At 38.7% G+C, this 12,926-nt stretch carries 8 protein-coding genes; 3 read left to right on the forward strand and 5 right to left on the reverse strand.

Annotated features, from left to right (window positions below):
• The first annotated feature begins 51 nt into the window (after positions 1 to 51).
• The 3 genes from BUC12_RS04125 to BUC12_RS04135 all read left to right on the forward strand — a co-directional run bounded on the left by BUC12_RS04125 (position 52) and on the right by BUC12_RS04135 (position 5,278).
• A complete protein-coding gene (locus BUC12_RS04125; RefSeq protein WP_062176563.1) occupies positions 52 to 2,772 on the forward strand; it encodes a TonB-dependent receptor in 2,721 nt (906 codons plus the stop codon).
• 49 nt (positions 2,773 to 2,821) lie between these two features.
• The gene (locus BUC12_RS04130) at positions 2,822 to 4,171 is read left to right on the forward strand and encodes a DUF5689 domain-containing protein (RefSeq protein ID WP_062176560.1); all 1,350 of its coding nucleotides are present in this window, start codon (positions 2,822 to 2,824) and stop codon (positions 4,169 to 4,171) included.
• A gap of 78 nt (positions 4,172 to 4,249) precedes the next feature.
• Positions 4,250 to 5,278, forward strand: a complete 1,029-nt coding sequence (locus tag BUC12_RS04135) for an endonuclease/exonuclease/phosphatase family protein (RefSeq protein ID WP_087880234.1) — start codon at positions 4,250 to 4,252, stop codon at positions 5,276 to 5,278.
• A 246-nt stretch (positions 5,279 to 5,524) separates the two neighbouring features.
• Here BUC12_RS04135 and BUC12_RS04140 read toward each other — a convergent pair whose 3' ends face one another.
• The 5 genes from BUC12_RS04140 to BUC12_RS04160 all read right to left on the reverse strand — a co-directional run bounded on the left by BUC12_RS04140 (position 5,525) and on the right by BUC12_RS04160 (position 12,695).
• Positions 5,525 to 6,841, reverse strand: coding sequence for a TolC family protein (locus BUC12_RS04140; RefSeq protein ID WP_062176554.1), 1,317 nt, complete (start codon positions 6,839 to 6,841; stop codon positions 5,525 to 5,527).
• Positions 6,842 to 6,910: 69 nt separating this feature from the next.
• Complete coding sequence (locus BUC12_RS04145) at positions 6,911 to 9,949, reverse strand: efflux RND transporter permease subunit (RefSeq protein ID WP_062176551.1); 3,039 nt, start codon at positions 9,947 to 9,949, stop codon at positions 6,911 to 6,913.
• A gap of 3 nt (positions 9,950 to 9,952) precedes the next feature.
• Complete coding sequence (locus BUC12_RS04150) at positions 9,953 to 11,053, reverse strand: efflux RND transporter periplasmic adaptor subunit (protein WP_062176547.1); 1,101 nt, start codon at positions 11,051 to 11,053, stop codon at positions 9,953 to 9,955.
• A gap of 297 nt (positions 11,054 to 11,350) precedes the next feature.
• Positions 11,351 to 11,695, reverse strand: coding sequence for a DUF4907 domain-containing protein (locus BUC12_RS04155; RefSeq protein ID WP_062176544.1), 345 nt, complete (start codon positions 11,693 to 11,695; stop codon positions 11,351 to 11,353).
• Positions 11,688 to 12,695 carry a Kelch repeat-containing protein gene (locus tag BUC12_RS04160; protein ID WP_062176541.1) on the reverse strand — a complete coding sequence of 336 codons (1,008 nt, stop codon included), beginning with the start codon at positions 12,693 to 12,695 and terminating at the stop codon, positions 11,688 to 11,690. The genes BUC12_RS04155 and BUC12_RS04160 overlap by 8 nt, the downstream gene beginning before the upstream one ends.
• Positions 12,696 to 12,926 lie beyond the last annotated feature (231 nt).

The raw sequence follows: 12,926 nt of genomic DNA on the forward strand, positions 1-12,926 counted from the left end.
CAGGCATTTTGCCTGCCTTCTTGTTTCTAAACTTTTATAGAAAGCCATATTATGAAGAGAAAATTACTATTCATAATAACATTACTTCTCTGCTTATACAGTTATGGTCAGCAAAGTACCGGATTGAGAGGAAATGTTATAAATTCTGCCACCAATAAACCAATACCAGGTATACAAGTAATTATTAAGGGGCAAAACCAATCGGCATTAACAGATACCAAAGGTGAATTCTATTTTATAAGCGTTGCATCCGGAGAAGATGTACTAGTATTTAGTTCTTCCGAAATTATTTCCAAAGAATTGCCAGTCACTATACAGCCCGACGTCACAACTTCATTGAAGGATGTAAAATTAGTTGCTATCGAAACAAATACCAATCTGGCTTTAGTTGGTATAAGTGATGAATCATTGTTGGATGATGACGAATCATCGTCCCAGGAAATAAGTTCGATGGTTATTCTATCGAACGACCAATATTTGAGTAATGTACGCTATCAGCTATCCCCCTTACGCTTTAAGATCAGGGGTTATTCTAATATATATGAGCAAAAATATATAAACGGAGTTACTTTTAACGACCAGAACAGAGGCGTTTTCAACTATGCTTCAATAGGAGCTTTAAACGACCTTACCCGAAACGGGGACGTTGTTAATTATCATGGTCCGAGTACTTTTACTTTCGGATCGATCGGAGGTACGGAGAATATAAATATGCGTGCCGGCAACTATGCAAAAGGAACCAAACTTACACTATCATATACAAACAGGTTGTATTATCTAAGGGGTATGGCCAGCTATTCCACAGGGTTACAGGATAACGGATGGGCATTTACGGCTGCCGTCGGAGGAAGATATTCGGATGAAGGAAACGTGGATGGAACATTTTATCACAATTTTTCTTACGCTATAGCTTTAGAAAAACAATGGAACAACGGGCAGCACAGTCTATCCTTCACTACATTCGGGTCACCGGTCGAGAGAGCCCAACAATCAGCATCGTATCAGGAAGCCTATGATCTGACAGGTGATAACCTTTATAATCCTAACTGGGGATGGCAAAACGGGAAAAAGAGGAATTCCAGAATTGTCAAAGCCTATGATCCCACTGCTATTGTTTCCCATATATGGAAAATAAACGAAAAAACAACATTAACAACAGGCGTCGGTTCACACTATGCCCGGTATGGGAACACAGCTCTTAACTGGTATAATGCTCCGGATCCTAGACCGGACTATTACCGGTATATGCCTTCGTACTTTTCCGATGTCGAAAGCGTCCATGATTACTATACAGAGTTGTGGAAATCGAAAAATACTTCTACCGGGCAAATAAACTGGTACGACATGTACCGGGCAAATAAACTGGCAAAAGATCAGGGAGAAGGTGCATTGTATATAGTCGAAGAACGTAGAAGCGACTTATTTGAAACCTCTCTAAATTCCACAATAAATACACAGATAAGCGAAAGAAACAAACTGACGGCAGGTGTAGGGATACGCACATCCCAATCGAAGCAGTTTAAGACTGTGGACGATTTATTAGGAGCCAACTATGTTTTAGATGTAGACAAATTTGCCGAAAGGGATTTCCCGGGAAATTCAGATATTATCCAGAACGACCTGAATCGTCCGGACCGCAAAGCTTATGAAGGAGACATATTCGGTTACGATTATCGTTTAAATATCAATTCGGCAAACATCTGGGCTCAGAATCAATATACGACTAGCCTGTTCGATTTCTATTACGGGTTCAACCTTAGTTATACCGATTTCCAGCGCGACGGAAAAATGAAAAACGGCCGCTATGAAAATAATTCTTACGGAAAAGGTACTAAACATTCTTTTGTAGATTTCGGAGTAAAGGCCGGACTGACTTATAAGATTACAGGCCGGCACCTGATAACCGGTAACATTAGTTATGCTACCGAAGCGCCATTGCCTAATAATGCTTATATCTCGCCCCGTATTTCGGATGATGCGATCAATAATATAGAAAGTGGGAAAGTTTTTTCAGCCGATCTGAATTATATATTTTCCATGCCGTCACTAACGGGCCGTATATCTGTATTCCAAACGAATTTCTATGATCAGATAAGCAGAATCAGTTATTATCATGATACTGAAAGGACTTTTGTAAATCATACTTTATCCAATATGAGTAAAGTGAACCGGGGTTTTGAACTCGGAGTAAATTACAAGATTAATACAAATTGGAACATTGATTTAGCCGGAACAGTTGCCGAATACTATTATAGCAATAATCCGGATGGTAGTATCAGTTATGAGAATGGTAAAGAAAAAAATATCGAAGAAAAGGTATATCTTAAAAATTACTATGTAGGGGCTACTCCTCAAACAGCAGGCACATTGGGTATAAACTATTTTTACGATTATTGGTTCTTAAGTGCCAACCTGAATGGATTTGCGCGGAACTATATAGAAATAGCACCTCTCCGCCGTCTTGCTTCGAACTATTCAGGAATAAATCCTTCAGATGAAGCAGCGATGGAGGCTTACAATATACTTGTAGATCAGGAACGTTTTGGCAGTGGTTATACACTTGACCTTTCTATAGGCAAAGTTTTGTATTTGTCTAATAACAGAGCCATTAACCTCAATTTTTCATTCAACAACATAACAAACAGAAGAAATATAAAAACAGGAGGATATGAACAAGGGCGATTAGATATTACAGCTCCCCGTAAGTTCGCCTCTAAATATTATTATATGCAAGGAATCAATTGCTTCTTAAATGCAAGCTACAGATTTTAATCTGAGAACCTTGTAATAAAAACTAAGTAAACAATAAAATAGACCAGATATGGATACTTTAAAGAAAATATTTTATCTAATCCTCACTGTATTAAGCATTACATCTTGTACTCGCGATTATGATGCTCCCCTTATTCCCGAACCATCGTATGATGGAAAAGTGAACTTAACAATTGCCGAATTGAAGAAAAAGTATGCTAATACAGTTTCGGGTACTCCCACACTTATCGATGTAGACTATGTTATTAAAGGATATGTAACAGCAAATGATAAGTCGGGAAATATATTTAAGCAATTGTATATTCAGGATGGTAGTGCAGCCATTAATATAGGAATAGACCAAAACAGTATTTATACTTCGCTCAATGTGGGACAAGAAGTTTTTATAAATCTGCACGGTTTTAGTATCGTTAATTATGGAGGCGAATTGCAAATTGGCTATGACGGAACCAACGCAAACCGTATAGCATGGGATATATTCGACGCACAGACTTTTTTGAACGGGTGGCCGGACGAATCGAAAGCAACTCCTAAAACAGTTAATATGAATAGCCTTACTCCCGATATGGTAAATATGCTGGTTCGTCTCGACAATGTTTATTTCGTAAACGGAGGGAAAAATAATTTTGCAGCAAACGATGCGACAACAAATGAAGCCATCAAAAACGGAAACGGGAATACATTAGATGTAAGGACCAGTTCCTATGCCAATTTTGCTGCCAACTTATTGCCTTCCGGATCGGGTTCTATCATCGGAATACTGGGACGTTTTAATAGTTCCTGGCAACTATTGGTTAGATCAACAGACGATCTGATCAATTTTGGAGGTGAGCTTCCGGGAACACTTGATCCCGAAACACCTGCGGCGGAAGTTGTATTCAATGAAACATTTGGCGACGGATACTACCCATCCGGTAACAGACCGAAAATTGCAGATTTCACAGACTTCGATATGAAGTCTCCGGTTGTGTACACTGATGCAACAGGAAATGCCGATGTACGCAGTATTTCAGGGGACAATGGAGTACATGTCTGGTTCCCGGCCAACAACAATTCGCAATTAAAGATTTCGGGTATAAACACCAGTGGTAAGTCTAATTTAGTATTATCTTACCAAGTAGCAGCTAATCTGTATGATGCCGGTTCGAGCGGAAATCTGAATGCTATAACAGTAAAGTGCAACGGAACAAGTCTTAGTGTCCCAAGCACTCCTGTCTCGAATGCAAATGGAGATAATTCTAAATTCTATACATTCAGATTCGAAAATATTGTTGCAACTGAAAATCTGACTCTCGAATTTGCCACTACTGCGGAAGCAAATGCGATAGGCTTACGCCTTGATAATATCAAGATAGAAGTGAAAAGCGACAATATTGTATTGGAAGCTTCCAATAAGTAAATTTATATTCGGAAACAACATATTCATAATACAATATTTGCTTACTTATCAAATCAATTAGTATTATTAAATACAATAATGAAAAGAACAATATTAATTTATATTTGTATACACTGCTTATTTTCACTGAACATATTTGCCCAGAAAAAATTAGGTGTATATTCTGTTGCATTTTATAATCTGGAGAATTTATATGATACTGAAAATGATCCTTTGACAAATGATGAAGAATTTACACCGAAAGGGTCAATGCAATGGACAGACGAAAAGTATCAGAAGAAGTTAGAGAACATGGCTTCTGTTATAAGTAAGCTTGGAAGAGAATACTGCCCAGGAGGGCCTATAGCTATTGGTGTTTCGGAAATTGAGAACAGAAAGGTTCTTGAAGACTTGATAAATACAGGTGCTTTAACAGAAATGGGATTAGATATTATACACTACGATTCGCCGGATCGCAGAGGTGTGGATGTTGCATTATTATATAACCCAAAACTATTTCAGGTTACTTCATCTAAAGCATATCCTTATATACTTCCGGGTGATGCTACTTTCAAAACAAGAGATGTACTGTTAGCTAGTGGAACTTTGGCGGGAGAATCCTTTCATATTTTAGTAAACCATTGGCCATCCAGACGGGGAGAGAAATCGTCGGAACTAAGGGAATTTGCTGCTGCAATCAATATACACATTGCCGATTCCATATATAAAGCAAACCCTTTAGCTAAAATTGTGATAATGGGAGACCTCAATGATGACCCTACTAATAAGAGTTGTCAGAGAGTATTGAATGCCAAGAAAAATCGGGACGAGGTAAAACCCGGAGGGTTATTCAATACGATGTGGACTTTTTATGACAAAGGCATAGGTTCTCTTTCTTATAAAGGTCAATGGAATCTTTTCGATCAGATAATTATTTCCGAAAGTTTATTAGGAAAAGATTACTCTTCTTTAAAGTATTGGAAATCTCAAATATTCAATAGTGATTTCTTAATTCAAAAAGAAGGAAAAAACAAGGGATATCCTCTACGTACTTTCTCTGAAGGTAAATTTATAAATGGATATAGCGACCATTTTCCGGTGTTGATATATATAGTTAAAAACTTATAGTATAATCCTATATGGTAGGTAGTAGATTTATTGATACAGATCAATTATATTCCTGTACTTCTTCCAAACCAATAACTTAGGGTAATAACTTCACATAGCAGAGCTTTTCACTTCTAGCCAACCGCAAATCACCTGCCCAAGAATGAGACAGGTGATTGTTTTTATAGGGACTAATAGGTGTAAGATATATTTTTATAGCAGACAAAGAGAAAACATATAGCAAGTAGTAATGTGATCTTCAGGTTTTCAATCCATATAAGACAGAGCTTGTCCGCTAATCTGCATCAGTGATATTTCGCACAGCTTAGTATTGTACTGAGCCTGCACCAAGCGTTCTTCCGCTTCTAAAAGACTATTTTGCGCTTCCCGCAGCTCCAAACCAGATAGTTCACCCAGTTTATAACGTTCCATCGCGATCTCATAATTGTCATAAGCTGTTTCCAGATTCTCTTTTTCCAGATTAGAAAGCTCGATGTTATTCTGATAAGCCATCCACATGTTAGCAAAGTCAGTTTTTACCGAAAGCTGAAGTTGCTCATATTCCAGTTCACGCTTTTTTATATCCAACTTTGCATTTTTCTGCCTTCTGTTTTTATTAAATCCATCGAAAAGATTAAACCCGACGGTTATTCCATAGTTGAAACCCAGATTTTTTTGCCAGTCATAATTCCCGGCTCCGTAAAAGTTCTGAGTATAACCATATCCTGCATTCAATCTAACATAAGGATAATTATCTTTTTGTGCTATTTTAAGATCAAGTACGCTGATATTTTTTTGCCTCTGCGATAGAAGCAGGTATGTATTACCTGCCAAAGTTTTATCCCATAAATCTTCTTTTGCAAATAGGGCATCATAACTAATGAGCGTATCAGATACCATTACCTGTTGTTCGACATCTCTGATAGCCATCATCTGATTAAGATTGGTACGAGCAACAAATAAAACTTCATATTGCTTGATAAGCTTAGAGCTATCACTGTTGAAATCTACTTTAGCCTGTTGCAACTCCATACGTGAACCTGCTCCGATCTGGTAACGGGATTCAACGATCCGGACACGTTCTTTAGACAATTTTACCGCGTATTTTAGATTCTCAAGACGGATATTTTGCTGTACATAATTGTAATATTCGGCAGCCAGTTGGGCTATAAAATTTTCAATAGCGACACGGGTATTCAGTTCTCCAGTGTCTTTCATTTCCCTTAGTCTCTTATAATTAGATTGTATATTAAATCCGTCGAACACTGTCCAGTTAAGGTTTATTCCGGCATCCAGAACCTGATTATGAACCCCGTTATCCTTGATAGATTCACCGTCAGCCGTTTTTTGAGTAGTATTGTTTATTGTCCCCGAATATCCGGCATTCAAGTCAAGTGTCGGTAAATATCCGGCATTGCCTATAGTATAATTATTATTGGCAATTTGCTGATCATTACGCACAATCCGAATATCAAAATTCTGTTCCAATCCTATTTCAAGGCAGCGATTCAGATTTAGTATTTCCTGAGATTGAGCGGTGCAGCAAATAGTCAGAAATATTACAATAGTTAGTAGGCTTTTCATATATAGCTAAAATTATATTCTATAAACTTTATATCGAATAATGTTTTCTTAATTCTTTAATTGATAGCATCATATATCTTTTCTCAGACGCTTTTCACGATTAGTTGAAATGAACATATACATTGCCGGGACAACAAATATGGTAAGCATTGTAGACACTAACATACCTCCGACAACAGCTACACCCATCGCTATACGTCCGTTAGAACCTTCGGCACTTGCAAATATGAGGGGTAACAACCCAAGAATAGTAGCAAAACTGGTCATCAAAATAGGGCGCAAACGTTGAACTGCAGCACCTTGTATCGATTCGAGTTTGCTCATACCCGATTCCTGACGTTGGTTTGCAAACTCAACTATCAGTATTCCATTCTTCGCAACAAGTCCTATCAACATAATAATACCTATCTGGCTGAAGATATTCATCGTTATATCACCAAAGTACATAAACATTAAGGCTCCTGCTATAGCCAGAGGCACCGTAAGCATGATTACCAAAGGATCTTTAAAGCTCTCGAACTGTGCAGCCAAGATCAGGAAGATAAGAACAACAGCCAGAATGAATGCAAACATAAGGCTAGACGAGCTTTCTCGAAAGTCCTTCGAGTCTCCTGATAAAGCTGTACGAAAAGTTTCATCGAGAGTTTCCTTGGCAATCTTGTCCATTTCGTCCAGCCCTCGACCGATAGTCACACCCGGAGCAAGCCCGGAAGATACAGTAGCCGAGTTAAAACGATTATAGCGATAAAGCTGAGGAGGAGCTACCGTTTCGCGAAGTTCGACCAGATTATCCATTTGAATCATGTTTCCATTGAGGCTTTTCAGATAGATCGATTTAAGATCGAGGGGCGTATTCCTTTGTTGACGATTTATCTCTCCAAGTATCTGATATTGCTTGCCATTCATGTAAAAATATCCCATACGTTGACCGCTGAGTGCATATTGAAGGGTTTCACCTATATCTCTGGTACTGACTCCCAATACGGCAGCCTTATCCCTGTCTATAATAATCTGAGTTTCGGGTTTCGTAAATTTGAGATTTACATCGGCCATCTGAAACAGAGGGCTCTCCTGTACCTTTTGCATAAAAATAGGGATAAACTTCTGTAATTGTTCTATATTGGGAGCTTGTAAGACGTATTGAATAGGCATACTGGTACGCCGTCCTCCGAATGTAGATTGCTGTTGTACAAAAGCACGGGCTTCGGTTTGTTTCCGTAATACCGATGCTAAGTCATTTGCAATTTCCATCTGGCTTCTTTTCCTATCTTTAATATCAGGAAGTACGAGGCTGATATTTCCCCCACCCGATCTTGCTCTTACTATATTAAACAGACGTTCGGGGGCTACTGAATCAGTTATATCCGAAATTTTGGTTGTATAATCCCTGTAAAATTCAAAAGTTGCTCCTTCAGGACCACTGGTGCGGATGGATACTTGCGAACGGTCTTCGAGAGGTGCCATTTCAGAAGGAATTTTACTCAAAAAGAATCCGATTGCAACAAGTGTTACTGCGATAATCGGCCACAGCATCATTTTATGCAGCAGAAAGTATTCCAAAGCCTTATGGTAACCATTATTCATACCTTTAAAGAAAGGTTCCGTTTTACGATAAAACCATCCGGGCTTGTCATTCCGCTTCAGTAATTTGGTCGAAAGCATCGGAGTGAATGTTAAAGCTACGAATGCCGATATAAGTACCGCCCCTGAAATTACAATACTAAATTCGCGAAAAAGTCTTCCGGTCATTCCCTGTAGAAAAACAATAGGGAAGAATACGGCAACCAGAGTTATAGTCGTTGATATTACGGCAAAGAATATTTCTTTCGAACCTTCTATTCCCGCTTGTAAAGGTGACATTCCATCCTCTATCTTAAGGTATATGTTTTCAGTAACAACTATAGCATCGTCTACCACAAGACCTACAGCCAAAACGACAGCAAGCATAGATAATACATTGATAGAAAAGCCTCCGAGATACATCACAAAGAAAGCTCCGACCAGAGAAATTGGTATTACTACGCAAGGAACTAATGTAACACGCCAGTCGCGAAGGAAAAGGAAAATAATAAGCACCACCAGAAGGAATGCAATATATATAGTCTCTTGTACTTCGTAGATAGAAGCCCTGACAAATTTCGTATTATCGAAGGCAATACCTAATTGGACATCTTCAGGAAGGTCTTTTTTCATTTGTTCCAGACGAATCGCTGTTTCATCTGATATTTCGATCTGATTGGCTCCCGGTTGAGGGATAATAACCGTACTGACCATAGGCACGCCATTCTTACGCATAAAGTTGCGTGGATTTTCGGCTCCAAGTTCGGCTGTACCTATATCCTTGAATCGTACTATATTGTAATTATCTTCTCTGATGACCAGATTATTAAATTCTTCGGGCGTTTGCATAAGCCCCAAAGTCCGGATACTAAGTTCGAGGCTGTTACCTTCTATACTTCCCGAAGGTAGCTCTACGTTTTCTTTATCTATAGCATTCTTTACATCGATAGGCGTTACTCCATATGCAGCCATCTTTACAGGATCGAGCCAAAGGCGCATCGAGTAACGATGTTGTCCCCATATCTCAACGGAACTTACATTCGGAATGGTTTGCAAGCGTTCTTTTATGGTGAGCTCGGCTATTTCACTAAGTTCTAGTAATGACCGCTTCGGGCTTTCTATCGTAATCTGTATAATAGGATTGGCATCGGCATCGGCTTTCGATACTGTAGGAGGGTCACAATCACGAGGCAAATACCTTTGTGCTCTTGATACTTTGTCGCGCACATCGTTTGCCGCAGTCTCAAGATCTACTGAAAGTTCGAACTCAACAGTAATCGAACTTGAACCCTGGCTACTTGAGCTAGTAAGGGAACGGATCCCCGGTATACCATTGATATTCTGTTCCAATGGCTCTGTTATCTGGCTTTCGATAATTTCGGCATTCGCTCCCGGATAAGAAACCGAAACTGTTATTATCGGATTGTCTATATTAGGATATTCACGTATTCCCAGATATGTATACCCGACCATTCCCAATAAGAAAATGACCAGAATAAATACAGTTGCCAATACAGGTCTTCGGATACTTAATTCTGATATAAGCATGATTTAATTCTCTATTTTATCAATGGTTACCGATATACCGTCCCTAAGCTGCATTACACCACTGGTAATCAATGTATCGCCGGGTTGCAGTCCCTCTACGACCTGTACGGATGAGTTCGTACGCATACCCTTTGTCAGAGTAATCTGCTGAGCTTTCCCTCCTTTATAAACGTAAGCTATATCTCTACCCATCTCAGCAATAGTCGAAAGACTGGGTATCACCAGTGTATTTTTTATCTCCTGTAATTTTATCTCGATATTTGCCGAACGTCCGGGCTTTAGCGAACCTCCGGGATTGGGATACAAAGCTCTAGCCCTTAATGAGAGCGTGCTACCATCCAGTCTCGATTCTACAGCAAAAACTGACGCTTCGTATACATTCAAATCATTATCAAGCATAAACCGGATAGGTGTGCCTTGCTTGATTTCGTTAGATTGTCTTTCGTTTACAGAGAATTCCAGTTTAAGAGGGCTGATTTTCGAGAGTCTCGATATAATAGTTGTAGGAGATGCATAAGTTCCTTCACTCACTTGTCGCAAACCAATGACTCCATCAAAGGGAGCACGAAGCTCGGTTTGATATATTCTTGCTTTTACCAGATCTATGTCTGCTTTTAGCTTTTCGAGTTCAGTATTTACTGACTCATAAGCTTCCTGACTAACGGCATCTTTAGCAAGTAGAGCTTTCTGCCGGTATACCCGGTCTTGTGCTAACGGCATCTGGGCTTCCAGCTTTTTCAACTCGGCCTGTAATGTATTATCATTTACCTTAGCGAGAAGTGTTCCCTTACGAACCGGGGTTCCTTCCTTGAAATATATATTTGTTATTTTTCCCGAAGTTTCAAAAGAAAGATCTACTTCCTCATCAGGAATTAATACTCCTTTAGTCTTAAATATATCATCTAGATTCTGGTATTTCAGAATCTGTACGTTTACGTTAAGAGGGCTGTTGCCTTGCTTGCCGCCTCCTCCCGGACCGCCGGGTACCGATGGCGTTTCTTCTTTGCCAGTTATAAGATGCTGCTTAACCTGAGGGTAAAAGGCCATACCGGCAATAAACAGAACAATAACAACAATGAGTGCTATTTTTGTTTTTTTATTCATAGTAGTAATGGTAGATGATAGAGTATTAGTGTAATTTAGTTTATCCTAAGACTGTTGACTAGGAAATACTCATAAGGTTTAATCACTAAACTGCATTTTTATATTTATTCACACAAATTAAAACAATTTCAATAAATATAAAAGTAGAAAACAACGCTTTTTTGGGGGCACTTTTTCTATAATCTATTAAAATTTCACCGATTCATAAAAAAAAACAGACATCCGATGCCGTATTAGGATCGAATGCCTGCTTTTCCATTTAATTAGTTTCGTATAAATAAAAATAAAGGCTAAAACTTATTTTTCATTTACCATCAATATCTTATTTACTTCTTCAATGGTCAGTGACGGATTTTCGTGATTTTTTATTTTAGATAAAACCAAATTTCCTGTATTCTCTGCTAATATCTCATTCGGAAAAGATTTATCCCCTTCAATGCAAGGTATACATGGTTGATATATTATAACCTTCCCGTTCTTACTAATCTGATACCCCCAGCCTCTATTATATTCGAAAGTATTTACTTCGTAAATATTATCACCTCTATAATCTTCTGCTTTAGGCACAGCTCTCCAGTACAGGAATGAAGCAATCCCAATTACAGATAATACGATTATTATAACCGAAATTCGTTTAATCATATTCGTTATATTCATCTTTCGGTTTGAATTCCCACATATCATCATAATAGAGAGAGGATAAACTCCGGCCTGTCAGAACAAAGCCCCTATTATCTATAGAAAAACCTACTGCTGCGGTCCGGGCAGAGCCTTCGAAACTGGTTCTCTCTTTCCATCGGTCAGTATCAGGGTTATACTCCCATGTTTTAGAATTAAGGCTACCGGTCTCTCCTGTAGCCAGATACCCTAAGCCATCGATAACCAGCGAAACCGTATTAAGACGCGCTATTGTCGTATAATCATCATCAAAGTCATAATCGGTTTTATCTGCAATCTGGGCTTTTTCAACCCACGATTGAGAATCGGGATCAAACATCCAGAAATCTTTCACATAATCCCCATTATTCAAACCACCTGCTACATACACCTTATTATTTATTGTAAAATTAGTAGCAAATGAACGTTTTGTGCCTTGTATACTTATACTGGTTTCCCAAGTATCAGTGAGAGGGTTATATTTGTAAAAATCCATCAAATAGTTACCGTCATAACCGGTTCCGGCATACCCCACTCCATTTATATAAAAAGCAGTAGCACCATAACGGGCAGACCCTTTAAAATCGGCTTTCTGAGTCCACACATTACCTGTCGGATCAAACTCCCAGAAATCATTATAATATTTATCTCCATCATATCCGGTACCAACATATCCTTTGGTTTCTGAAGCAAAAGCAAATCCCGAACTACGTGCAGTACCGGGAAAAACCGCCTTCTGAGTCCAGTATCCCTGATCGAAGTCATATTCCCAGATATCTCCCAATCTTTTTTTACCTTCGTAACCACCAAAAACATAGGCCTTTCTATTTATGACAAAGCATGATGCATCCCCTCTGGCCGGACCTTCGAAGTCTGAACGTCTTATCCAGTTTCCAACAAGATCATCATCATCACTGGAACATGCCGGAAGAATGAGGATCAGAAGCAGATACAACATTGATGGCCAAACTCTAAATTCTCTCATAAATCATTTATAATTTTTATTACTATTCCTTCTTTCAATTGCTCGTAAAAGTATATATGTGTTTTTCCTTACAAAAAAAAAATCGATCAATGCTATCTTTTTATCGGTGAACGGGCAGAAAAAATCTGTAACTGTCTACTTTCTCTTTCTGTAGTAATAAAACCCATATCATCGAACAGCTGGGCGGGTTGAAAGATTAATCATTACAGCTCATCGATTATTTTTCACTAA

The organism is Indolivaga macrotermitis (genome assembly GCF_900128985.1).
Classification (GTDB): Bacteria; Bacteroidota; Bacteroidia; order Bacteroidales; family Dysgonomonadaceae; genus Dysgonomonas_A; species Dysgonomonas_A macrotermitis.

What these genes read in the sequence shown, in the direction of transcription:
- BUC12_RS04140 (WP_062176554.1), bottom strand. Translation starts at nt 6,841, where the DNA reads ATGAAAAGCCTACTAACTATTGTAATATTTCTGACTATTTGCTGCACC.
- BUC12_RS04155 (WP_062176544.1), bottom strand. Translation starts at nt 11,695, where the DNA reads ATGATTAAACGAATTTCGGTTATAATAATCGTATTATCTGTAATTGGG.
- BUC12_RS04145 (WP_062176551.1), bottom strand. Translation starts at nt 9,949, where the DNA reads ATGCTTATATCAGAATTAAGTATCCGAAGACCTGTATTGGCAACTGTA.
- BUC12_RS04135 (WP_087880234.1), top strand. Translation starts at nt 4,250, where the DNA reads ATGAAAAGAACAATATTAATTTATATTTGTATACACTGCTTATTTTCA.
- BUC12_RS04125 (WP_062176563.1), top strand. Translation starts at nt 52, where the DNA reads ATGAAGAGAAAATTACTATTCATAATAACATTACTTCTCTGCTTATAC.
- BUC12_RS04150 (WP_062176547.1), bottom strand. Translation starts at nt 11,053, where the DNA reads ATGAATAAAAAAACAAAAATAGCACTCATTGTTGTTATTGTTCTGTTT.
- BUC12_RS04130 (WP_062176560.1), top strand. Translation starts at nt 2,822, where the DNA reads ATGGATACTTTAAAGAAAATATTTTATCTAATCCTCACTGTATTAAGC.
- BUC12_RS04160 (WP_062176541.1), bottom strand. Translation starts at nt 12,695, where the DNA reads ATGAGAGAATTTAGAGTTTGGCCATCAATGTTGTATCTGCTTCTGATC.